A 24,800-nucleotide genomic window follows, 5' to 3' on the forward strand; every position below is an offset into this window, starting at 1 on the left:
AAACAGCGTTTTATGAACAATTACGAAACCGTTTTCATTTTGACTCCCGTTTTGTCTGACGCTCAGATGAAGGAAGCGGTAGAGAAATTCACGAACCTTCTGAAAGCTCAAGGAGCTGAGATCGTGAATGAAGAGAACTGGGGTTTGCGCAAGTTAGCTTATCCTATCGACAAGAAGACGACAGGCTTCTATCAGTTGGTTGAATTCAAGGCAGATCCGAGTGTTATCGCTACGTTAGAGTTGAACTTCCGTCGCGACGAGCGTGTGATCCGCTTCTTGACTTTCCGTCAAGACAAGTATGCCGCAGAATATGCAGCTAAGAGAAGAAATCTGAAATCATCAAAAGAAACAGTAAAGGAGAACAATTAATTATGGCAGCAACTCAATCAGAAATCAGATATTTAACTCCGCCTTCAGTAGACGTTAAGAAGAAAAAATATTGCCGTTTCAAAAAGAACGGTATCAAGTATATCGATTATAAGGACCCTGAGTTCTTGAAGAAATTCTTGAACGAGCAAGGTAAGATCCTTCCGCGTCGTATCACTGGTACTTCCTTGAAGTTCCAACGTCGTGTGGCTCAGGCTGTAAAGCGTGCCCGTCATTTGGCTTTGCTTCCTTATGTAACCGATTTGATGAAATAATAAATTAGAGGAGACAGAATATGCAAGTTATTTTGAAAGAAGATGTAGTGAATTTAGGCTACAAAGACGATATCGTAACGGTAAAAGACGGTTACGGACGTAACTTTCTAATCCCCACGGGTAAAGCAGTGATCGCTTCTGAGTCTGCTAAGAAAGTATTGGCTGAGAACTTGAAGCAACGCGCCCACAAATTGGCTAAGATTAAGGAAGACGCTCAGGCTTTGGCCGCTAAGTTGGAAGGCGTTTCTTTGACGATCGGCGCTAAGACTAGCTCTACAGGTACGATCTTCGGTTCTGTAACAAATATCCAAGTCGCTGAGGCTTTGGCTAAGGCCGGATTCGAGAATATTGACCGTAAGATTATCTATATTAAGGATTCTGTTAAGGAAGTAGGTAACTACAAGGCTACTTTGAAGCTTCATAAAGAGGTTTCTGTAGAGGTTCCTTTCGAGGTTGTTTCTGAATAATAGAGATTTCTCGTATAAAAGCAGAGATGTTTTGTAGATAAAAGTAATATTACTTTATAGATAAAGAGGGCTGTTTCGAAACAGCCCTCTTTTTTTGTTTTAATTATAAAAAAAGACATCAGTCAATCAGCAAAAAAGCGCTACATTTGTCTCCAAATTTGCGATAATTTTAGAAAGTGGATAAAAAGTCTTTTCTATATATTAGCTTGCTTTTTGCGTTGTTTTTTTTCTTACCCGGACTTCAGGCGAGAGAGAAGACTTTTACGGTCGTGATCGATGCCGGACATGGAGGAAAAGACCCGGGCGCTAGGGGAGCGAATATTAATGAAAAGGAGATAAATCTCGCTGTCGCTTTGAAGCTAGGCCGATTGATAGAGAGTAATGCGGAGGATGTACGGGTGATTTATACGCGTAAGACAGATCGCTTTATCGAGTTGGACGAACGGGCGAATATAGCGAACCGTAATAAAGCGGATCTTTTTATATCTATCCATACGAATGCCGTAAAGCGCGGAAGTAGCGTGCAAGGGACGGAGACGTATACGTTGGGTTTGGCCCGTAGCGAGGAGAATCTGGAGGTGGCGATGAGCGAGAACTCGGCGATCTTGCTGGAGGATAATTATCAGCAACGCTATGAGGGCTTTGATCCGAACTCTTCGGAGTCTTATATCATTTTCGAGTTTATGCAGAATAAGCATATGGAACAAAGCATCAGCTTGGCTTCCGAGATCCAGAAATCGTTTGGGGTTCGCAAGCGGGTAGACCGCGGTGTGAGACAAGCCGGCTTTTTGGTGCTTCGCAAGACAAGTATGCCGAGTGTCTTGGTCGAGTTGGGATATATCTCGAACCGACAGGAAGAGAAGTTCATGGGAAGTGCCGCCGGCCAGAATAAATTGGCGGAAGCGTTGTATGACGCTTTTTCTAAGTATAAGAAGAATTATGACCGCCGCAAGGGGGATGTTTCCGGGAGTGCTACCATCGCCGTCGCAAATGTGGTTGAGGAGAGCCCGGTTATGAAAAGTTCGAAAACTCCTCCTCCGGGGAGTGAGGCTGATATCTTAAGTAAAAAGCGTCAGCCCACGAGGCAGAAAACCACTGCTTCTTCCACGCCCTCCGTGAACAGGAACACGAAAGGAAAGGTTATATATAAAGTGCAATTCTTGACTTCCGATAAGAAGCTTCCCGCGAATTCCCGCTTATTTAAGGGATACAAGAACGTGGATTTCTATGTGGAAAAAGGTATCTATAAATATACGTATGGCGAGACCACGGATTTTAACTCAATCCGGAAGATGCGCCGGACAGTCGCGAGAGATTTTAAAGATGCCTTCATTGTCGCTTTTAAGGATGGGAAGAAAGTGAAATATTAATGATATAGGAATAAATTATACATTATAAATAAAGGAAATGAAAAGTGTATTCACTAAAGAGGCGAAGATCGGGCTTGTGACGATTGTAAGTCTGGCATTATTGTATTTAGGCATTAATTACCTGAAAGGTATCAACCTGTTTCAACCGGCGAACCATTATTACGTATCGTTCAGTAACGTAAAGGGAGTGACGATTTCCAGCCCTGTATTCGTGGATGGTTTCAAGGTTGGCTTGGTACGGGATATCGTTTACGATTATGATACGACAGGCAAGATCATGGTTGAGGTCAGCTTGGAAGATAAGATGAGGTTGAATAAAGGAAGTTATATAGCGGTTGTCAATACTTTCTTAAGCGGGGCGGAGTTGCATATCCATTTGAATACTTACGTGGATGATTTCTTGAAACCGGGTTCTACCATCGAGGGACGGATGGAAGAGGATATGATGCAATCCGTGCAGGATAAGATATTGCCAAGCGTAGAGAACCTTTTGCCGAAAATTGACACGATCTTGGGGAGTTTGCAAACGTTGATTGCGCACCCTGCCTTGGCTCAATCCTTGAATCATATCGAACAAACGACAAGTAACTTAGAGGTGTCTACCCGCCAGTTGAACCAGATGTTAAGTAAGGATGTGCCGGGTATCGTGAATAACCTGAAGACGATGACAGACAATTTCTCTGAAGTCAGCGCTAACTTGAAAGAACTGGATTTGGCAGCGACGGTTAATTCCGTCAACGCTACCTTGGCAAACTTGAAATTGACGACAGATAAATTGAACTCGACGGATAATAGCATCGGTTTGCTATTAAACGATAAGGGATTGTATGATAACCTGAACAGCACGATGGATAATGCCTCTAAATTATTGCTGGATTTGAGGGAAAACCCGAAGAGATACGTTCATTTCTCTGTTTTTTGATTATGTTAAAAAATCATAGCATAAAAGACGTTATTTAGAATCATTCTAATTAAACAAAAAGTAAGGAGACTCCTGCCGATTATACGCATAAGGCCTTTAGGTAAAGTGAGATAGATGCTTCCTGAGGCCTTATTCCGTCAACGGATGTTAGTGTTTGCGCTTTCTGGTAGGTCTTTAAAATGAAGGACTTTTGATTGTAGGTTGATCTAAATGACAGTAAATCAGATAGGTGCTAGTAACTACCTGAATCTAAAAGGGATATTGAAAATTCATATTTACCAAACAAAATAGCACTTTTTTTTTCGGAATTAATTTCTAAACTTTGTAGTCCGAATGTAAAAAGTTTTAGTGGGAGAGAAAGAAAACATGCAGACTGATTATCAAACATTGTGGAATAAGTGCCTTGCGGTCATAAAGGATATCGTACCTAAGGCAGCTTTTGACACATGGTTCGTGCCTATCGTTCCGTTATCATACGAAGACAAGAAGTTTACCATACAGGTACCTAGTCAATTTTTCTATGAATATCTGGAAGAGAAGTACGTAAATGTTTTGAAAGTTACATTGTATCGTGTAATCGGTCAGGGAACTATTCTTAACTATCGTGTTATGGTGGATAAGAGTACCGGGGGCACGGTTGATTATCAGGCAGAGAATACTTCCACCGTAGTACAGAGAGTCACTCCCAAGGACGCTAACAAGGCTCCGAACCCTTTTATGACAACTGCTCCACAGGATTTGGACCCGCAGTTGAACCCGAAATATAATTTTGATAATTATTTTGAGGGTACGAGCAACAAGCTTGTTCGTACGGCAGGTGAGGCTGTCGCCCAAAATCCGGGAAAGACTACGTTTAACCCGTTGTTCATTTTTGGCCCGTCAGGAGTGGGTAAAACCCATTTGTGCCATGCGATCGGAACCCGTATCCGGGAGTTGCATCCGGAGAAGAAAGTATTGTATGTGTCTTCTCATTTGTTCCGGGTACAGTTTACGGACGCTATCCGTAAGAATACGACTAATGACTTCTTGAATTTCTATCGGAATATCGATGTCTTGCTGCTGGATGATATACAGGAGCTGATCGGTATGGATAAGACTCAGAATACATTTTTCCATATTTTCAATCATTTGCATCTGTTAGGGAAACAGTTGATCCTGACATCGGATAAACCGCCCGTGGATTTGCAAGGGATGGAAGAGCGCTTGATCACCCGTTTAAAGTGGGGATTGACGGCAGAGTTGAGCCGTCCGGATTTGGATCTGCGTAAGAAGATATTGAAGAACAAGATCAATCATGACGGGATCGTGATTCCGGATGAGGTTTTTAACTTTATCGCAAATAATGTGACCGAGAATGTCCGCGATCTGGAAGGTATACTTGTCTCTTTGATGGCGAACGCTGTCATTAATAACCGGGAGATCGACCTGCCATTGACGAAACGTGTGGTTAGCCAGGCGGTTCGGCTGGAGAAGAAACAGATCTCTGTACAGATGATTCAGGAAATCGTTTGTAAGTATTTCAATTTGGAGCAATCGGTTATCCAGACCAACTCCCGTAAGCGCGAGATCGTACAAGCCCGTCAGATCACGATGTATTTGGCGAAAAAATATACAGATTCCTCATTCTCTCATATAGGGAAGATCGTAGGAAAGAAAGATCATGCGACGGTGTTGCATGCTTGTAAGACAATTAAGGACCAGATTGAGACCAGTAAGTCTTTCCGTTCTTCCGTGGAGGAAATCGAGGTATTGCTCAAGAACTAATCAAAATCTTTATAGTAGGATGAGGACGTCTCCCCAAAGAGGTGTCCTTCTTTGTTTTGGAAAATCCATGTAAATGTTAAGTTTTCTTTTTGGAGAACTATTAGATCCTCTATCTTTGTTTAAGTAGTTGAAAATGTGTGGATACAGGTTTGATTCCGGTAAACTTTTCAACAGGTAACCTTTTTAACGTGGGGTAATTTGGATAACTGGTAAAGTATGTGTAAACTTGCAGTCGCAAAATAAATATAATAATTGTGGATCGTAAAACTTACACTTTTGACGAAGCGTTTAAGGCTTCATTGGATTACTTTACCGGTGACGAGCTTGCCGCTAAGGTATGGGTAAATAAATATGCCTTGAAGGATGCGTTTGGAAATATCTATGAGAAATCTCCGAGTGATATGCATCGTCGCTTGGCAAGTGAGATTGCCCGTGTGGAGAAAAAGTATCCGAATCCGTTGTCGGAGCAAGAACTTTTCGACTTGTTTGATCATTTCCGCTACATCATTCCGCAAGGAAGCCCGATGACGGGAATTGGCAATGACTATCAAATTGCCTCACTCTCTAATTGTTTTGTTATCGGATTGGATGGACAGGCGGATTCGTATGGTGCGATTATCCGTATTGACGAGGAGCAGGTACAACTAATGAAACGCCGCGGGGGTGTAGGCCATGATCTTTCCCATATCCGTCCGAAAGGCTCTCCGGTGAAGAATTCCGCCTTGACTTCTACCGGGTTGGTTCCGTTTATGGAACGTTACTCGAATTCTACCCGTGAGGTTGCTCAGGATGGTCGTCGCGGTGCTTTGATGCTGAGTGTTTCTATTAAGCATCCGGACTCGGAAGCGTTTATCGACGCCAAGATGACAGAAGGTAAGGTGACCGGGGCGAATGTATCCGTGAAGATTGATGATGATTTCATGAACGCCGCTGTCAACGGTGGGACTTATAGGCAACAATATCCGATAGACTCGGACTCTCCCGTTTATGCGAAAGATATTGATGCCTCTGGTTTGTGGAAGAAAATTATTCACAATGCATGGAAATCGGCTGAGCCCGGTGTGTTGTTTTGGGATACGATCTTACGTGAGTCCGTTCCAGACTGCTATGCGGATTTAGGATTCCGTACAGTCTCCACGAATCCTTGTGGTGAGATACCTCTTTGTCCATATGATAGTTGCCGTTTGCTAGCGATCAATTTATATTCGTATGTAGTAAATCCGTTCACTCCGGACGCTTATTTTGATTATGATTTGTTCAAGAAGCATGTCGCTTTGGCCCAGCGGATTATGGATGATATCATTGATCTGGAATCAGAGAAGATTGAGATGATCTTGGCTAAGATTGATTCGGATCCGGAATCTATGGAGGTGAAACAGACTGAACGTCATTTGTGGGAAAAGATCCAACGAAAAACTTTGCAAGGACGTCGTACAGGTGTGGGTATCACGGCTGAAGGCGATATGATTGCCGCTTTAGGCTTGCGCTATGGAACGGAAGAAGCTACCGATTGTGCGGAACTTGTACAGAAAACATTGGCATTGGCGGCTTATCGCTCATCCGTCACGTTAGCGAAGGAACGCGGAGCTTTTGAGATTTTCGATGCGAAACGTGAGGAGAAGAATCCGTTCATCAACCGTTTGCGTGAGGCTGATCCTGTTTTATATGAGGATATGTTGAAATATGGCCGCCGCAATATCGCTTGCCTGACGATCGCTCCGACAGGGACGACGAGCTTGATGACACAGACTACTTCCGGTATAGAGCCGGTATTCTTGCCGGTGTATAAACGTCGCCGCAAGGTAAACCCGAACGATTCTGAGGCCCGTGTGGACTTCGTGGATGAGACGGGCGATGCTTTCGAGGAGTATATCGTATTCCATCATAAGTTTGTTACGTGGATGCAAGCGAATGGTTATTCGGCAAGCAAGAAATATACGCAAGAAGAAGTGGAGGAACTGGTTGCCAAGTCTCCTTATTACAAGGCTACTTCCAACGATGTCGATTGGTTGCAAAAGGTTCGTATGCAAGGACGTATCCAGAAATGGGTAGACCATTCTATTAGCGTGACAATCAATTTGCCGAACGATGTCAGTGAAGAATTGGTGGATTCTTTGTATGTTGAGGCTTGGAAATGCGGATGTAAAGGTTGTACGGTCTATCGTGATGGTTCCCGTTCCGGAGTTTTGATCGCTACGGATAAGAAGAAGAAAAAAGATGATTGTAATTGCATGCAACCACCGGTTATCGTATCTACTCGTCCTCGCGAATTGGATGCGGATGTGGTAAAATTCCAGAATAACCGTGAGAAATGGATTGCTTTCGTCGGTTTGTTGAATGGTCGCCCATATGAGATCTTTACTGGTCTGGCCGATGACGATGAGGGTATCATGTTGCCTAAAAACGTATCTAAAGGTACGATCATCAAGAGCTACGATGAGGATGGCAATAAACACTATGACTTCCAGTTCAAGAATAAGCGCGGTTATAAGATGACAATCGAGGGCTTGGATGGTAAGTTTAATCCGGAATATTGGAACTACGCAAAGTTGATCTCCGGTGTGCTCCGTTATGGAATGCCTATTGATCAGGTAATAAAATTGGTACAAGGCATGGAGTTGAATAGTGAGTCTATCAATACCTGGAAGAACGGCGTGGAACGTGCTTTAAAGAAATATTTACCGAATGGCATGGAGGCGAAAGGACAGAAGTGCCCTAATTGTGGATTAGAAACTTTAATTTATCAAGAAGGTTGCTTGATCTGTACGAATTGCGGAGCTTCCAAATGCGGTTAAATAATTGATATAAATCTATATACCATGAAAGTCACTTTTAATATAAATTTCCATACCGTCTGGGGGCAGAAGTTATGTGTAGTGGGCTCTATTCCGGAGTTGGGCTCTTGGGAACCTGCGCTGGCTAAAGAGATGAATTACTCCGGGGATGGAAACTGGAAGCTGGAACTAGACCTTCCATCTGATATAAAGGACATAGAATACAGGTATTTTTTAAGCGTTAATGATAAACATATCTTTGAGGAGTGGGAAAAGAATCACCGGATTATATTTGATGGACAATCTGGTTCTTATATTCTTTATGATTATTGGCAGATCCGTCCGGATAATCTGGCCTTTTATTCTTCCGCTTTTACCAAAAGTTTATTCGCTCATCCCTGTAATACGCATGAGAGGGTAGTCCGGAGCGGTAGGAAACTGGTTATAAAGATATCTGCTCCCCGGGTTGAGAAGAATCAATGTGTAGCCATTACGGGAAATCAGGAATGTTTAGGAAACTGGCATCCGGACAAGGCTTTATTGCTAAGTTGCGATACTTTTCCGGAATGGCATATAGATTTAGACGCTACAGAGATCCGATATCCGTTGGAATATAAATTCTTGGTTTGGGACGATGATTCTCATCAACCCTTGTATTGGGAGAGTGACGAGAATCGTGTTTTAAGCCTTGTTCCTCAGAAGCCGGGTGAGACGGTCGTAATATCCGGCCTTTATTTCCGGGATAGCTTACCGTTATGGCGTTGTGCCGGTTCCGTGATCCCTGTCTTTTCCTTACGTTCGGAAAAGAGTTTTGGAGTAGGAGATTTGGGTGATTTACGCTTATTGGTGGATTGGGCGAGAAAGACGCGCCAACGTATTATCCAGGTGTTACCCATGAACGATACGACCATGACGCATACTTGGGTCGATTCTTATCCATATAGCGCTATTTCTATTTATGCCTTGCATCCCATGTATGTGGATTTATCGGCTTTGGGAACCTTGCGAGATCCGGAAAGAGCTGCTTTTTATGCCGGGAAACAGAAGGAATTAAATGCGAAGGATACAGTTGATTACGAGGCTGTACTGAAATATAAATTGGGGTATTGCCAAGAGTATTTCGTGCAAGAAGGCAAGGCTGTATTGGATACGCCGGGCTTCAAGGAATTTCTGGAGCAAAATGAGTCGTGGCTGATGCCTTACGCCACTTATTGTTTCCTGCGGGAAAGTTATGGTACTTCCGATTTCTCTCAATGGCAAGGAAATTCTATTTATAATAAGACTCGTGTCCGTGCCTTATGCCGGGAACAGAGTGACGCTTGGCCGGAAATCTCGTTCACGTATTTCTTGCAATATGTACTGCACGATCAGTTTAAGTCGGTATCGGATTATGCTCGCAAGAATGGAATCGTTTTGAAAGGAGACTTGCCTATTGGCGTGAGTCGTACCAGTGTAGAGGCTTGGACGGAACCGAAGTATTTTAATATGAACGGCCAAGCGGGTGCTCCACCAGATGATTTCTCCGTGAACGGTCAGAATTGGTTGTTCCCGACATATAACTGGGATGCGATGGAGAAGGATAATTTTTCTTGGTGGAAAAAGCGTTTCTCTAAATTGGGCGATTATTTCGATTGTTTCCGCATAGATCATATCTTGGGTTTTTTCCGTATCTGGGAAGTACCCTGTGAATATGTGCAAGGATTGTGTGGCCATTTCAATCCTGCATTGCCTTTCTCGAGAGAAGAGATCGAGCAATATGGTTTGAATTTTAATGAGTCTCGTTTCACGACACCGCATATTAACCGGCAGTTTTTACCGGAATTGTTTGGGGAAAATACGGAAGAGGTGATCGGTACTTATTTGGCGCAATCCTCCTCTCGTCATTATGTCTTAAAACCTTTCTGTGATACGCAGAGGAAGATCGAGGCTTTATTTGCGGATAAAACCGACGTTGTTTCCATGCGGATCAAGAATGGGCTGTTCACGATTGCTAATGAGGTGTTATTCCTGCGTGATCCGAGGGAGACCGATAAGTTTCATCCCCGTATCTCGGCGAACCAATCTTATATCTATAGGGAATTGAGTGGTTCCGATCGTTATGCGTTCGATCAATTATACTGGCATTTCTTCTATCATCGTCATAATGATTTTTGGAAGGCGCAGGCGTTTAAGCGTTTGACTCCATTGATAGCATCTACGAAAATGCTGGTTTGTGGAGAAGATTTAGGAATGATCCCGGCTTCTGTTCCCGAGGTTATGAATAAGTTGCAAATACTGAGCCTTGAGATTGAACGTATGCCGAAAAGCCCTCAACGGGAATTTACCGATATGTTTAATTTGCCTTACCATTCCGTTTGTACGACTTCCACCCATGATATGACTCCTCTTCGTAATTGGTGGAAAGAGGATCCGGAGAAGACACAGCGTTATTACAACAATGTGTTACAACGGATTGGCGACGCCCCAGCTGAATGTACGGCTGAGATCGCTACCCAGATAATCTCCAATCATTTAAAGACTCGTTCTATGTTGACGATTATCCCGTTGCAGGATTGGTTTGCCATGGAGGATTCCATTAAACGAGAAGATATAGAATCCGAGCGAATCAACGTTCCGGCAAATTCAAAGCATTATTGGCGCTATCGGATGCATATTACATTGGAACAACTTTTACAGGCTGATAACCTGAATGGTAAAATAGTTTCCTTGATAAAAGAGGCTGGACGGAAATAAAAAATAAGGGAGGGTGTGTCAAAACTCAATTTTTGAAAATATGAACTTGCGATTTGAAATTTGAACACCCTGAAAGACTAAAAAAAGGGTCGTATCACTACTCAATACAGAGCTTGATACGACCCTTTTAAATGTTATAGTTATAATCTGTAACTTTAGGGAACGGTCATGTTAGTTTTGACACACCCTCCCTTTTTTGTTTATTCTTTATTCTCGGAACACATTGAGCAAGCGCCATTGAATCGTGCGTTCGGTTCTATTTCTAGGGATTGGGAAAATATGTCTCCTTTGATGACAGCCGTTGATTTTAGGACAAGCCTTGCGCTTACTTTTACGGAGCCGTCTACCTCGCCCAGAATCTCGGCGTTCTCGGATACGATGTTACCTGTTACGCTGCCTTTAGGGCCGATAACGATCTTTCCGTTACAACTGATATCTCCTTCTACTTTTCCATCCAAGCGAAAATCTGTCTCTGTTATAATGTTACCTTTTATTGTTGTCCCTGCCGCTAAAGCGTTGTGCAAGCCACTTGCGGAGTTTTCATCTTTTTGTTTTATTCCCATCATAATGTGTTGTTACTTGGTTGACAAATATAAGACTATTTTTTTGCAGGAAGGTTTACTTTCTATACATTTACAGATAAATTAAAAGATTATGACAACAAAGATCGAATTACGTAGGATGACCTTTTATGCCTATCATGGCGTGGCTCCTCAAGAGACCCGGGTGGGGAATACTTTTATCGTAGACTTGGTATTGACGGCTCCGTTGGAGAAAGCGGTATGGAACGATGATTTAAATGATACGATCAATTATGCCGCTGTTTATGAGACGGTAAAAGCGGAAATGGCTGTCCCGTCAAAGCTTCTTGAGCATGCGGCGGGACGTATATTGAGAGCCTTGAAAGAGAGGTTTCCACAGATTACAGAGGTGGAACTTGTCTTGTCCAAATTGAATCCTCCGTTTGGTGGGGATATTCATAGCGCCTCGATAATTCTTAAAGAAAGCTTTCTTTCTGTTTAAAAACTTTTATCTACCTTCGCGCCTGTAAAGAAGTGATGCGATATACGATATACTAAAAGCACAAATACGATAACATTATGGCATTTACCAACAATGTGATGATTGTTCGTCACGGATTACTTGCGAAGTTAGTAAAGCTTTGGAAAGAAAATCGTCTTCTGGAAGAAATTGATCGCTTGCCGATCGAGTTGAGTCCCCGAAAATCTAAAGTGAGAGGCCGTTGCTGTATACATAAGGAACGTGCCGTGTGGAAATACAAGACTTTGCCTTTGCTGGGTTTTGATATGGAAGATGAGGAAGACGAGTTGACACTGCTCTCCGAGTATGCGAAACGGGCTCTACTCCGCTCGGAGAATAAGAAGGAAAACATTATGTGCGTAGTGGATGAGGCGTGTTCTTCCTGTGTCTCCGTGAATTATGAGATCACGAATCTTTGCCGGGGTTGCGTGGCTCGCAGTTGTTATATGAACTGTCCGAAAGATGCCATCCGGTTCAAGAAAAACGGTCAGGCCGAGATAGACCATGATACCTGTATCAGTTGCGGTAAATGTCATCAAAGTTGTCCGTACCATGCGATCGTTTATATCCCTATTCCTTGCGAGGAGGTTTGCCCTGTCAAGGCGATCAGCAAAGACGAGTATGGGGTGGAACATATCGATGAGTCTAAATGTATATATTGTGGCAAATGCGTGAATGCTTGTCCGTTTGGCGCGATATTCGAGATCTCCCAGGTATTCGATATTTTGCAACGTCTACGGAATAAGGAACAGATGGTAGCGATTGTCGCTCCCTCTATCTTGGCCCAGTTCAGCGCTCCGAAAGAGAACGTATATGGAGCTATCAAGTCCTTGGGATTTGAGGAAGTAGTTGAGGTAGCCCAAGGCGCTATGGAAACTACCCGTCATGAAGCGGAAGAGCTGGTCGAGAAATTGAGAGAGGGGCAACCGTTCATGACAACCAGTTGTTGCCCGTCTTATATACAACTGGCCGAGAAACATATTCCGGATTTAAAGAAATACATCTCTTCTACCGGTTCTCCGATGTATTATACGGCCCGTATCGTGAAAGAGAAATACCCGTATGCAAAGGTCGTGTTTATAGGTCCCTGCGTGGCCAAACGGAAGGAGGTGAAATTAGATCCGTGCGTGGACTTTACGCTTACATTCGAGGAGATGGGGGCTGTATTAAAGGGATTGGATATCAAGATTGAGGAGGTTCAGCCATTTTCGGTGTTGTTTAACGCTGTCCGCGAGGCACATGGTTTCGCACAAAGTGGTGGTGTGATCAACGCTGTTAAGACCTATTTAAAGGAAGAGAGCGTAAATGCTGTGCAGGTTGCCAACCTGACAAAGAAAAACGTGGCGTTATTACGTGCTTACGCTAAAACCGGAAAGGCCCCTGCGCAATTTATAGAAGTGATGGCTTGCGAGGGAGGTTGTGTGACCGGTCCTTGTACGCATGCAGATAAAACTGCCGGGCAAAAACAGCTTATCAAGGAGCTCACTAAATTTTAGGCAAAATAATGATCATCATGGAAGACTTGTTACCTTTTGCGCTATTATGCTTTACCTCGTTTTTTACGTTGACCAATCCGCTTGGTACGATGCCTGTGTTCCTAACCATGACAAATGGGATGGATGAACATGAGCGAAAGGCGATTGTCCGGAGAGCAACGATCGTATCGTTTATCACGTTAATGGTTTTTACTTTTTCCGGGCAGTTCCTGTTCAAGTTCTTTGGTATTTCCTCGAACGGCTTTCGTATAGCCGGCGGCTTTATTATTTTCAAGATCGGGTTTGATATGCTTCAAGCCCGTTATTCCAATGCGAAGTTGAAAGAGGAGGAAGTGAAAACTTATGCCGACGATATTTCTATAACTCCTTTGGCGATCCCGATGCTGTGTGGCCCGGGAGCGATCGCCAATGCCATCATGCTTATGGACGATGCCTCGACACTACCCTTGAAAGGTACGTTGATCGGGATAATCGCTTTCGTTTATTTTATCACGTTCTTGATCTTGCGAGCTTCTACCCGTCTGGTGCGGTTATTGGGAGAGACGGGGAATAACGTGATGATGCGTTTGATGGGGTTGATCCTGATGGTTATTGCCGTGGAATGTTTTGTGAGTGGATTGAAACCTATCTTGATCGATATATTGCGTGAGGCGATAGGTTAAGCCGGCTACATAATTCATTTATTATTATTTATCCCCTTTATCTTGCGTCAAATTTGAGGCTGGGTAAAGGGGATATTTTATTGTGAGGCAACTTTTTGGGAAAGTTTTGTGTTTAAATGCCATCTAACTATTGACATTCAAGGTTGATTGGTATAAAATTAGCTTAAAAAAGTATGGCTACAATAAAAGTAAAGTTCCGTCCATCGACAGTGAGAGGTAAGGCTGGAGTCGTTTGTTATCAACTTTGTCACAGACAAGAGAATAGACAAATTACTACCGATATGCGGATATTTCCTCATTGGTGGGATGGGGAACGACGGGAATTGGTCGTTACGCCTGGTAATGAAAGTACGATTTTCTCTTACCGGAAACGGATAGATGCGGATTTAGCTGCGGTTCGGCAAATTATTAGGGAATTAGATAGTATAGGGAACGAATACACCTTGTCTGAAGTTATCGAGAGGTTTCAGGCTCCCAAAAGCGAAATTGGAATGTTGGACTATCTGAGAAAAGAGATAGGCATCCTTCGTCAGAATGGCCAATTCAGTACCTCACGGAATTATTTGCGTACATTGAATAGCTTTTCCTCTTTTTTAGATAATTATGATATCCCTCTTTCTGTGTTAGATACTGAGACGATCTGTAAGTATGAGAAATGGTTATGGGGAAGAAAAGTAAGCCGGAACAGTAGTTCGTTTTATATGAGAATTCTGCGTGCCGCCTATAATAAGGCAGTACACGAACAGCTTGTGGCGCAAGCCTTTCCCTTTCATGAAGTATATACCGGAATCGCCAAGACTTCTAAGCGGGCTGTTAGTGAAAAGACTATTTTGAAATTACAGAGGCTTGATCTGTCTCGTTCATCAGCTCTAGCACTCTCTCGTGATCTGTTCGTGTTCAGTTATTGTACTCGTGGTATGGCATTTGTGGATATGGCTTATCTGAAAAAAGAAAATATAGGTAAGGGGGTGATTTCCTATTGCCGTCATAAGACCGGCCAAAGCTTGACATTACGTATTGAGCCTTGCATGGAGGCGATTTTGAGACGGTATATACCAGTCACCTCCAAGTCTCCTTATGTCTTTCCTATCATTACCGCTGAAAATCCGGATCGGGCTTATCTGCAATACCAAACAGGATTGAACTACCATAATCAGAAACTCAAGCGATTGGGCAGATTGATTGGCGAGGCGTTACCTCTATCCTCATATACTCCCCGCCATAGTTGGGCTACCGCCGCACGTAATCATAATATCCCTGTTGCGGTCATCAGCGCAGGAATGGGACATACATCTGAGAAAACTACTCTTATTTATCTGGATTCTTTGGATAATTCCGTGATAGACAATGCGAATAATGGAATTTTAAAGGATTTGAACTCTACTGTCTCTTGAGATGATTACCGTGGCTATTTGAATAATGAGCGCAATATCTGTGTTCTAAAATCGAGTAATCCATATCATTTCATGACTATTCATATATCCCGCTTGGCGGGAAGATTCTGTACACATAAAATATGTACGTGTTTTCAAGAATTCTCGTACATGTTTCCGAAAAAACATGTACATGTTTTCCCGAAAACATTGTATGCTTTTTATTGTATTGATTATGAGAATATTACGAGATGCCCTATTTTTAGTACTTACTGTATTCTTGGTTTCTTTATCGCCTATCCTTTATTGCCTTGAATGTTTTTTCCCCTTTTAGATAAAATGCCAGGATTAAGCTATCTCGTTTCAGTTCCGGAATAGTATTAAGTGTCCTTTTCTCTTGGTTCTCTTTGCGTTTAGGCGCATATTCAGGTTTGAGTTGGTGATAAGCTTTCCTTGCCTTATAAACAGCCTTCGCGTTAGCGAAATGTCCGGTTAGCAGGAACTTTATAGCAGCTATATAGTCCAGCCAGAAGCGGATACGCATCACATGCCTTAAGTCTTCTTCTCGGGAATTCTTATAAAGCATCAATAAACTATTCCGGAAATTCAAGAAGGTCTTACGTGGACTTTCCGCGTTCAAGGTAGCCCCACCCACGTGGTAGACGATGGATTGTGGGACACATACCAACCGATATCCCCGGGAACGCAAACGCCAACACATATCGACTTCTTCTTGATGAGCGAAGAATCCGGCATCCAATCCTCCCACTTCCTTGTAAATGGCTGTACGAACGAACAAGCAAGCTCCTGTCGCCCATAGGATATCTGCGGGAGTATCGTATTGTCCTTCATCTTTCTCAACGATATGTAAGATCCTTCCCCGGCAGAATGGATAGCCATATTTATCAATGTATCCTCCGGCCGCTCCCGCATATTCGAAGTATTCCTTATTTCGTTGAGCCCGTATTTTGGGTTGGACACATGCGATGCTGGGATCGGAATCAAGAGTTGCTATCGGAGCGTTCAGCCAATTTGGAGTCACCTCTACATCGCTGTTCAGCAAAACACAATACTCGTGATCAAGCCTGTTGAGCGCTTGATTATACCCTTCGGCAAAGCCGTAATTCTGGTCGAAGGAAATAACGCTAACGGCCGGGAATTTTTCCTTTAGCATCTTAATCGAGTCGTCGGTGGAACCATTATCAGCTACGATAACTTCTGCCCATGCCGGGGTATTGGTTACGACTGAAGGAAGGAATTCCTCCATCAATTTTCGTCCGTTCCAGTTTAAGATGACAATCGCTACCTTTTTCATCCTTGTTGTTCGTGTTTATGTTTCCAACGTTTATGGGTCCATAACCAGTAGGCCGGATCACGTAAGATCATTTTCTCTAAAAGCCGTGCGTATCGCTCGGTGATATAATTCTCAGGCGTTTCTTTCGGTGCCTCTGTAATGAGTTTCATATCTACCGTATAATAACCTCTTTTTACCTTTTGTGTATCAAGGAAGATGACAGGTAGGTTCAGCTTACGTGCAATACGCTCCGGACCGGTTAATATAGCCGTATCTTGATGAAGGAACTCGGTCCAATAATGCAGGTTCGCCTTACTCGGGGTCTGGTCTGCCAGAAAGATTACGACAGACCGGGTCTTGTCTTGTTTTAACTTGATAATATCTCGTATCGTGTCGTTTTTCTTGATACCGTAAGAGCCGAACTGTGTCCTGAGATTTGCGAATAATTTATCAAAGGCTTTGTTTTTTAGCGGACGGTATATCTGATAAATCCGCGAGTCCTCGAAACGGCTGGTCGATCCTGAAAACCATTCCCAGTTACCGTAATGCCCCATCGTAAGGATGAAGCAAGTGTGCCCTTTTTCCATAAGCCGGTCTACTAATTCCGGGTTCTTCAGGTAAGCGCGCTGTTGTATCTCGTCTAGGGATATATGGGCCAGTTTGATCGTTTCCACGATATAATCGGCGAAATGATGATAGAACCGATGTTCCAACCTTCGCAATTCAGCCTTAGATTTATCAGGAAAGGAGGAGGTTATATTACGACGAACTACCTTTACCCGATATCTTGCTATTTTATAGATGAGGACATATAGAATGTCTGATAACACGTATAAAACCCGCATGGGAAGTAAAGCGTGTATTTTTACCCAGTTGTAAAGAACGGCATATTGTATTTTATCCCACATGATCGTTTATGGTTGATAGTTGACAATCGATAGTAAGGGCGGTATGATCCTCATTCCAGTCTCCTAGTATGACTTCGCAGGTCTGGTTGACCAAGGTCGCGTCATAAGGAATCTCCACCTTGATGTAATTTTCGGTGAAACCGTGCATCTTACCATCTTTCTTGGTTTGTTCGAATAATACATTCGCTTCTTTTCCGCAATGAGCCTCGTAAAAGGCATGCAGTTTCTGGTCCGAGATATCCAGCAGTTGTTGACTGCGCGCGTGTTTGGTTTTCGGATCTACTACATAGTCGATCTTCAACGCTTGGGTGCCCGGGCGTTCGGAGTAACTGAATACGTGTAATTGACTTATATCTAGGCTCTCGATGAATTGGCGTGCCTCTTCAAAATACTCGTCGGTCTCGCCGCGGGTTCCTACGATTACGTCTACCCCGATAAATGCGTGCGGCATTATTTCCTTGATCTTTTCGATCTTATGGCGAAAGAGAGAGGTGTCGTAACGGCGGCGCATTAGTTTCAAGACGGCATCGCTACCGCTTTGTAAGGGGATATGGAAATGAGGGGCGAAACGTTTACTATGGGCCACGAAATCTATGGCTTCGTCGGTAATCAAATTCGGTTCGATAGAAGAGATTCGATAACGTACGATTCCTTCTACCTCATCCAAGGCCCGGATTAAGTCAATAAAGGTCTCGTTGGTACTTTTACCGAAGTCTCCGATGTTCACGCCTGTCAATACAATCTCTTTACCTCCTTTACTCGCTACTTCTTGAGCTTGTTCTACCATACTGGCGATCGTACCGTTCCGGCTTCTTCCGCGGGCGAAAGGAATGGTACAATAAGAACAATAATAATCGCATCCATCTTGTACTTTCAAAAAATGACGCGTACGGTCATCGGCCGAGCAAGAAGGAGAAAAGGAACGTATATCCTTACTGTGTGAGGCGATAACCGCTCCTCCGTTTTCTTTTTTCTCCAGATTCTCCAGGTATTGAAGGATTTGTAGTTTCTGTTCGGCGCCAAGGACTAGGTCGACACCTTCTATATGGGAGACTTCCTCCGGCTTCAACTGTGCGTAGCATCCGGTCACCACGATAAAAGCACCGGGGTGTTGCTTACCGATCCGGCGAATCGCTTGCCTGCATTTCTTGTCGGCTAATTCCGTTACAGAGCAGGTATTTACCACGCATATATCTGCTTTTTCACCGGGCCGTACCTTACGGATACCTCGTTCGGCTAATAGTTTTCCGATGGTGGAGGTCTCCGCGAAATTAAGTTTGCAACCCAAGGTGTAATAAGCGGCCTTTTTATTGTTAAATACGGTCTGATCTATCATTTTCGATTTTGTTAGGACGCAAAGGTACTAATTCCGGTTGAAGCGACGATTACTATCTATAGGATTTTGAGTAGCTGTTGATCGTATAAATGTTTGTCTTTTCATTCTTAATTGTAAATTTATTAGGGTGTATCATGGTGAAAGTAAGGATTTGTTTTTACTTTTACGCAAATTTCACAAAAGTCTGCTATGATCAAGGAGAATTTCATTAAGATTTACGAGGAGAGTTTCAAGGAAAACTGGGCCTTGCCCGCATTAACGGATTATGGGAAAAGTAAAACCTTTACATTCGGAGATGTAGCGACGGAGATCGCGCGTATTCATCTATTATTTCATGAGTGCCAGATTCGTCGTGGCGATAAGATCGCGTTGATCGGTAAGGATTGCTCTCGCTGGTGTATCGCTTATATGGCGGCTATAACTTATGGGGCGATTATCGTGCCTATTCTCCAAGACTTTAGCCCGAATGATGTACATCATATCATAAATCACTCGGAATCAGTCTTTTTGTTTGTTAGCGACCGTATTTGGGATTCTTTGGAGGAAGATAAGATAGAGGAAGTACGCGGTGTGTTTTCTCTTTCCGATTATCGTTGTTTGCATCAACGGGATGGAGAGAATATCCAGAAACTGATGAAATCGCTGGATGAGAAGATGGTCGAGAAGTATCCGGATGGTTTCACCAAGGAGGATATCAAGTATGCGGAGTTGGATAATGACAAGGTGGTAGAGATCAACTATACGTCGGGTACGACCGGGTTTAGCAAGGGAGTTATGTTGACTGGTAATAATTTGGCCGGAAACGTGACTTATGCCCGGACGCTGGATTTATTGTTCCGGGGCGAACGGGAACTATGTTTCTTGCCCTTGGCCCACGCTTATAGTTGCGCTTTCAATTTATTGGTTCCTATGGCATTTGGCGTACATGTCTATTTATTAGGGAAGGTGCCGTCTCCTAAAATCTTATTGAAGGCTTTCGAGGAGGTGAAACCGAACTTAATCTTGATGGTTCCCCTGATTTTGGAGAAAATCTATAAGAAAATGATCCTTCCTCAGTTGAATAAACGTACCTTGAGGTTGGCCTTGAATATTCCGTTGTTGGATACTCGTATTTATGCCCAGATCCGCAAGCATCTGGTAGATGCTTTGGGAGGACGTTTCCGTGAAGTGATCGTGGGAGGTGCCGCCATGAATCAAGAAGTAACGGATTTCTTGTATAAGATCAAATTCCCGTTCACGATCGGTTATGGCATGACGGAATGCGGCCCGTTAATCAGTTATGATCATAACGATGAATATATACCCGGTTCTTGCGGCCAGGTCTTGAAAGGTATCATGAAGGTTCGTATAGATTCGGATGATCCTTATAATAAGGTAGGGGAGATTCAAGTATCGGGTGAGAACGTGATGAAAGGATATTATAAGAATGAGGAGGCAACCCGGAATATATTCACGGAAGACGGCTGGTTAAAAACGGGCGATTTGGGTACGATCGATCACGATAACCGTATCTTTATCCGAGGACGTAGCAAGACGATGATCTTAGGCCCTAGCGGACAAAATATATATCCGGAAGAAATAGAGTCTAAGCTTAATAACTTGCCTTTCGTTATGGAAAGCCTTGTAGTTGAGAGAGGTGGGAAATTGATCGGTATGGTTTATCCGGATTACGATACGGTAGATAGTACCGGTATCTCACATACGGATCTCCCTGTTATCATGGAGCAAAACAGGGTTGAATTGAATAAGCTTCTGGCACCGTATGAAGCGGTCTCCGAGATACAGTTGTATCCGACGGAATTCGAGAAAACACCGAAGAAAAGTATTAAACGTTACCTGTACAGTAATTATTAATAAATTAAGTAAAGAGCGAATGCGATTAATAATCAGCCCGTTGTAAAGGATGCCGAAAATAAATTTAAAAAAAATGTCTTATGTTGTACAACATATATAATTAATACATACATTTGCATCGTTTTACAACAACAAGATATTATAGACCGTTTAATTTAAGGACAAAATGAAAAAGTTAGTTGCATTTGCTGCTGTTATCGCAGCTGTTTCATTCGCATCTTGTGGTAACAAGTCTGCGGAATCTACTGAATCTGTCGCAGAAGCAGAAGGGGCTGCTGTAGTTGAGAGTGCTCCTGTGGTAGAAGAGGATGCCGCCGCTACTGATTCTGTAGCCGTTGAGAGTGTAGACTCTGTTGCCGTAGAAGCTGCTCCTGCTGAGTGATAATCAGTAAACGAGTTTTGAGGACAGTCTGTATGCGTTGAACATACAGACTTTTTTGTTTATAAACCATAGATAATGATATGAGACAAATTTTACTTCTTCCATTAGCAGTTCTATTAACTGTGCCGGTCTTATCGCAAACTCCTGCCGATACGACACTTACCATACGGAATATCGAGGTACAAGGAGCTCGTTTCGCCGGATTAAGTGAGAGAGACGGAATGAGGTTCCTGCGGGTAGAGAACAATTTGAGTAGCATAACAAATACGGCTGCTGAGGCTTTCCGTCAGCTACCTTCCGTCGTGACGGATATAGAGGGGGCGGTTATTTATCGGGGATCTAATAACGTAGGGATGCTGATCAACAATGTTCCTTATGGCTTGTTGGAGGAAAATAGTGGCGATGTATTGATTCAATTGCCTGCTACGTTTTTTAATCAGGTCACGGTCGGATCGTTTCCTTCTATGATGACTGTTCCGGATGGAGAGTCCGGTATTATCAATTTAGTACCCCGGATGTATGGAAAGACAGATTCGCCTCTTTATGTTACATTGGGTGCGGGATGGAACGAACGTTATAACGCTGGTGCCGTATTGAATTTGCATCCGGGAAAATTCCATATTAACGCTAAGTATAATTATCGTAAAGAGTATCGTGAACGTACGTATAGTAAACATACCCGGAACGCGAAAAACCAGACCCTCATGGATAATAATGCCACGGCTCGCCCGGATGTGCATGTCGCGGACGTGAAAGTGGATTATGATCTTTCTCCTAAGGATGTGATAACCGTACATGGCCTGTATCACCTGATGGATTATAGCCGCTATGGTCGTATCAATAATCGGGTACTCAATACGAGTGGCGAGCAAATGAAGTATGTTATCCGAAATCGGTATAATGATCAGCGTCAGGAGGCATATGCCGCTGAGGCCTATTGGAATCATAAGATATCGGATAATCAGGTTTTTTATACCGTATTTAATTATAATAACTTCTCGTATGATGAGGATAACGATTTCAAGAATGAGAATCCTCAAAACGGGAATATTGTAGCGGAGGATAATCAGTTTATCGATCAAAAGAAGCATAATTATTTCTGGGGATTCGGTTATGGCCAATATTTCGACGGGTGGAATTTTAGTGTTGGTTACATTGGACGTGCCCGGAAAGAGGATTATCTTACGACTGCCTCAGACAAGAGCGATGATCTTTTTGTGCTGAACAAGTCGAAGTCTTATAATTATAATTTCAATCGGTATCTGAATTTGATTTACGCTACGGTAGAAAAGAGTTGGGGGAATCTAAATGTGGATTTAGGTGTACAAGCTGAGTTCAGTCATTTCAATTTGGATGAGTTCAGCCCTTCATGGGAGAATGATCCTTATTGGTCCGACGTGAAAGGCCGCTTAAATGAGAACTCCCGTTTCCATTTATATCCTCGTGCCCGTTTTACTTATGAGGTGAATAAAAATAATCATTTGAGTTTGAGCTATCAACAACGTGTGATTCGCCCGACTGGGGCTTATTTATGTTCTTTCTTGAATAATAGCGACGCTACGCACATTATCCAGGGTAATCCGGATTTAAAAGATGAGTTTATTCATCTGGTAGAATTAGGATATCAGTTTTCCGCTCCCCGTTTTCGCCTGACTCCGGCAATTTATTACCGAAATCGTACGAATCGTATTATGGAGGTCGCTAGTCAGATTAATGATGAGACGGTTTGGAAGAGAGAAAACATCGGGCATAGCCAAGCGGTAGGAGCCGACCTGTCCGGTAGTTGGAATCCGGTGCGAATCTTGACAATCGGTTTCTCCGGTGATGTCTACCGCGATGAGATCGACGGGCGTACGATCGGCTATGACGAGAAGAAATCTTTGGTGTGTTGGGATGTCAAAGGAAATGTAAACGTAAGTATTACGCCGACTACGGATTTCCAGATCGATGGTTTCTACATTTCCGACCAGCTTACGCCTCAAGGTAAGATCAAAAGCCGTTATAGCGTAAATGCCGGCCTTTCTCAGTATTTCCTCAATCGGAAGTTGTGCGCGAATTTAAGTATCAATAATATATTCGATAGTTTGGAAGAAACTACGATTATTGATACCCCGAATTTGGAAATGACACAAAAGCGTAATCGTGATGCTAGGGTGGCTTGGCTTACGCTGACTTATTCTTTATAAAATAGGGCCTGTACCTGTGTTTCATCTTGTTCATCCAAAAGCATAAACAAGATGAAACGCACGGAACGGTTGTACGTGAATAATTTCCTTTAATAATCAATGTATATCGAAGAATAGAGGTTCTTATTTGCGAGGTGTTTTTTCTTGTTTCTGGAAAATACGTTTTTTTAATTTCCGCTTTAATCGCAAAAACTGTAGTATAGAAAGTATACGTGTCAAGATCACGAATAAGATAACCCCTAACAAAATATAGCGAATTATTGGCGATGTCATTTTACTCTCTTGTTCACTAATTTTATCCCAGTTCTTATTTAGGAATAACAAAATATAGAAAAATACTGTGGTCATTATATATTATCGTTTACTAGATCATCCATATGGAAAGGTGTCTAAAATCAACAAGACAAAGATAAATGGGCATGACTTATTTGGAGTTATACAACTTAATAAATTAAATGTATATTTTGATAGGGGAATATTCACAATGACTTGAACTTTTTTCTTAGTTCCGTAGGGCTATACCCAAAACGTGCCTTGCAAAATTTGTAGAAATGCGAATGCGACGAAAAGTCGAATTCATCAATTATATTCTTAAAGCTATCCTTGCAGTTTGCCATAGAGACTAATAGACGTTTGGATTTTTCTTGCATCAGCCATTCATAGGCTGGGATGCCAAAAGCCTTTTTAAACTTCATACGGAAGGAATTTACTCCGCAACCTACCAATTGAGCTAGATCAGTCACTGTTTTAGCTTTCATGTAATTTTCGGCGATTAGTCTCTCGAACTCTGATGAATGTGTACTTGATAAATAGAAAAAGTAGTCTAATTCTTCTTTCTTATAAAGAGTCTTCAATAAATAGAATAACTCTGTTCTTTTTAATTCATACAAGGAGTAGTCCGGTAGATTTTTTTCGAGATATTGTCCGATGAGTTCTAGAAAGGCATACAATGGTTCCTCTATTTTCAGTTCTATCCATTTGGAGATGGGTTGGGGCAGTATTCCGTATGGGTGTTGGTAATACGGTAACTCGTTCATGGATAAACTGTCAAAAAAGAAGATAATGACTTTTGATCCCAGTGTGATATCATACGTATAATTCTCGAATGATCTTAAAAAGATCATATATCGTTCATCAATTGTCCTTTTTTCTTCTTTATTGGAATATATGGTTATAGATCCGGTTAGGATAAAAATAATCATATCACTGGATAGACCGGATAAGGTTTGTCTTATTTCCTCTGTCATCGATATTAAGCTAAAACCGGCATGTAGGATTCGTTTTTCAGATGTTTCTGGAGAAATTCTGTTGATTAGTTTGTTCATGAAAATATTGGTATTTAGTTTATTATAAGAATCTTGCTCCCTTCGGTAAATCTAAATGCAAAAGAAGCGCAATGTACGAGTATGGTCTGTATACAAACTATCATTTTTTGTATACAATGTGATATGAATGAAAAATAAATAGGAATCAGAGTGATTCTCTGATTCCTTGTAAAATAAGATCTCCCATATTTTTGAGAGAAAAATTAAGTGAACTAATACCTTAAGAGCAATTTCTATTATCACAATAGAATGAAGTCAAACTAAATACTTCT

General features: G+C 42.5%; 20 protein-coding genes. 15 read left to right on the forward strand and 5 right to left on the reverse strand.

All coding sequences use genetic code 11. From position 1 onward, the window contains the following. The first annotated feature begins 12 nt into the window (after nucleotides 1–12). The 8 genes from rpsF (at nucleotide 13) to Q0110_RS11335 (ending at nucleotide 10,671) form a co-directional block, all read left to right on the forward strand. The gene (rpsF, locus tag Q0110_RS11300; RefSeq protein WP_005865478.1) at nucleotides 13–369 is read left to right on the forward strand and encodes a 30S ribosomal protein S6; all 357 of its coding nucleotides are present in this window, start codon (nucleotides 13–15) and stop codon (nucleotides 367–369) included. Nucleotides 370–371: 2 nt separating this feature from the next. Continuing rightward, nucleotides 372–641 carry a 30S ribosomal protein S18 gene (rpsR, locus tag Q0110_RS11305; protein ID WP_005637107.1) on the forward strand — a complete coding sequence of 90 codons (270 nt, stop codon included), beginning with the start codon at nucleotides 372–374 and terminating at the stop codon, nucleotides 639–641. Between the two features lie 20 nt (nucleotides 642–661). After that, entirely contained in the window at nucleotides 662–1,108 is a 447-nt protein-coding gene (gene rplI, locus Q0110_RS11310; protein ID WP_297906255.1) for a 50S ribosomal protein L9, read from the forward strand. A gap of 176 nt (nucleotides 1,109–1,284) precedes the next feature. Then, the gene (locus Q0110_RS11315; protein WP_297906256.1) at nucleotides 1,285–2,478 is read left to right on the forward strand and encodes an N-acetylmuramoyl-L-alanine amidase; all 1,194 of its coding nucleotides are present in this window, start codon (nucleotides 1,285–1,287) and stop codon (nucleotides 2,476–2,478) included. A 37-nt stretch (nucleotides 2,479–2,515) separates the two neighbouring features. Beyond that, nucleotides 2,516–3,400, forward strand: a complete 885-nt coding sequence (locus Q0110_RS11320; RefSeq protein WP_297906257.1) for an MlaD family protein — start codon at nucleotides 2,516–2,518, stop codon at nucleotides 3,398–3,400. 366 nt (nucleotides 3,401–3,766) lie between these two features. After that, entirely contained in the window at nucleotides 3,767–5,164 is a 1,398-nt protein-coding gene (dnaA, locus tag Q0110_RS11325; protein ID WP_297906331.1) for a chromosomal replication initiator protein DnaA, read from the forward strand. Between the two features lie 254 nt (nucleotides 5,165–5,418). Continuing rightward, entirely contained in the window at nucleotides 5,419–7,959 is a 2,541-nt protein-coding gene (locus tag Q0110_RS11330) for an adenosylcobalamin-dependent ribonucleoside-diphosphate reductase (protein WP_297906258.1), read from the forward strand. Nucleotides 7,960–7,983: 24 nt separating this feature from the next. Further along, nucleotides 7,984–10,671 (forward strand): 4-alpha-glucanotransferase, encoded by a 2,688-nt coding sequence (locus tag Q0110_RS11335; RefSeq protein WP_297906259.1) that lies wholly within the window; start codon nucleotides 7,984–7,986, stop codon nucleotides 10,669–10,671. A gap of 200 nt (nucleotides 10,672–10,871) precedes the next feature. Here Q0110_RS11335 and Q0110_RS11340 read toward each other — a convergent pair whose 3' ends face one another. Continuing rightward, the gene (locus Q0110_RS11340) at nucleotides 10,872–11,234 is read right to left on the reverse strand and encodes a polymer-forming cytoskeletal protein (RefSeq protein ID WP_297906332.1); all 363 of its coding nucleotides are present in this window, start codon (nucleotides 11,232–11,234) and stop codon (nucleotides 10,872–10,874) included. Nucleotides 11,235–11,325: 91 nt separating this feature from the next. Here Q0110_RS11340 and folB point away from each other — a divergent pair, with 91 nt between their 5' ends. From folB to Q0110_RS11360, 4 genes are all read left to right on the forward strand, one after another. After that, nucleotides 11,326–11,694: a dihydroneopterin aldolase gene (gene folB, locus Q0110_RS11345; protein ID WP_297906260.1), complete on the forward strand. Its 369-nt coding sequence runs from the start codon at nucleotides 11,326–11,328 to the stop codon at nucleotides 11,692–11,694. 77 nt (nucleotides 11,695–11,771) lie between these two features. Further along, complete coding sequence (locus Q0110_RS11350) at nucleotides 11,772–13,208, forward strand: monomeric [FeFe] hydrogenase (protein WP_297906261.1); 1,437 nt, start codon at nucleotides 11,772–11,774, stop codon at nucleotides 13,206–13,208. A gap of 17 nt (nucleotides 13,209–13,225) precedes the next feature. Continuing rightward, the gene (locus Q0110_RS11355; protein ID WP_297906262.1) at nucleotides 13,226–13,870 is read left to right on the forward strand and encodes a MarC family protein; all 645 of its coding nucleotides are present in this window, start codon (nucleotides 13,226–13,228) and stop codon (nucleotides 13,868–13,870) included. A 173-nt stretch (nucleotides 13,871–14,043) separates the two neighbouring features. After that, the gene (locus Q0110_RS11360; protein ID WP_297906263.1) at nucleotides 14,044–15,264 is read left to right on the forward strand and encodes a site-specific integrase; all 1,221 of its coding nucleotides are present in this window, start codon (nucleotides 14,044–14,046) and stop codon (nucleotides 15,262–15,264) included. Between the two features lie 268 nt (nucleotides 15,265–15,532). Here Q0110_RS11360 and Q0110_RS11365 read toward each other — a convergent pair whose 3' ends face one another. Genes Q0110_RS11365 through mtaB form a run of 3 tightly spaced genes read right to left on the reverse strand, consistent with a single transcriptional unit; the run spans nucleotide 15,533 to nucleotide 18,781 of the window. Then, nucleotides 15,533–16,558, reverse strand: a complete 1,026-nt coding sequence (locus Q0110_RS11365) for a glycosyltransferase family 2 protein (protein ID WP_297906264.1) — start codon at nucleotides 16,556–16,558, stop codon at nucleotides 15,533–15,535. Beyond that, a complete protein-coding gene (locus tag Q0110_RS11370; protein ID WP_297906265.1) occupies nucleotides 16,555–17,445 on the reverse strand; it encodes a lysophospholipid acyltransferase family protein in 891 nt (296 codons plus the stop codon). The genes Q0110_RS11365 and Q0110_RS11370 overlap by 4 nt, the downstream gene beginning before the upstream one ends. Further along, entirely contained in the window at nucleotides 17,435–18,781 is a 1,347-nt protein-coding gene (gene mtaB / locus Q0110_RS11375) for a tRNA (N(6)-L-threonylcarbamoyladenosine(37)-C(2))-methylthiotransferase MtaB (protein WP_297906266.1), read from the reverse strand. The genes Q0110_RS11370 and mtaB overlap by 11 nt, the downstream gene beginning before the upstream one ends. 189 nt (nucleotides 18,782–18,970) lie before the next feature. Between mtaB and Q0110_RS11380 the strand changes: the two genes are divergently transcribed. The 3 genes from Q0110_RS11380 (at nucleotide 18,971) to Q0110_RS11390 (ending at nucleotide 23,203) form a co-directional block, all read left to right on the forward strand. Next, nucleotides 18,971–20,635 carry an AMP-binding protein gene (locus Q0110_RS11380; RefSeq protein WP_297906267.1) on the forward strand — a complete coding sequence of 555 codons (1,665 nt, stop codon included), beginning with the start codon at nucleotides 18,971–18,973 and terminating at the stop codon, nucleotides 20,633–20,635. A 166-nt stretch (nucleotides 20,636–20,801) separates the two neighbouring features. After that, nucleotides 20,802–21,017, forward strand: a complete 216-nt coding sequence (locus tag Q0110_RS11385) for a hypothetical protein (protein WP_297906268.1) — start codon at nucleotides 20,802–20,804, stop codon at nucleotides 21,015–21,017. An 80-nt stretch (nucleotides 21,018–21,097) separates the two neighbouring features. After that, nucleotides 21,098–23,203: an outer membrane beta-barrel family protein gene (locus tag Q0110_RS11390; RefSeq protein WP_297906269.1), complete on the forward strand. Its 2,106-nt coding sequence runs from the start codon at nucleotides 21,098–21,100 to the stop codon at nucleotides 23,201–23,203. 479 nt (nucleotides 23,204–23,682) lie between these two features. Here Q0110_RS11390 and Q0110_RS11395 read toward each other — a convergent pair whose 3' ends face one another. Beyond that, the gene (locus tag Q0110_RS11395) at nucleotides 23,683–24,327 is read right to left on the reverse strand and encodes an AraC family transcriptional regulator (RefSeq protein ID WP_297906270.1); all 645 of its coding nucleotides are present in this window, start codon (nucleotides 24,325–24,327) and stop codon (nucleotides 23,683–23,685) included. Nucleotides 24,328–24,800 lie beyond the last annotated feature (473 nt).

It is taken from the genome of uncultured Parabacteroides sp., assembly GCF_947855115.1.
Taxonomy (GTDB): Bacteria; Bacteroidota; Bacteroidia; order Bacteroidales; family Tannerellaceae; genus Parabacteroides.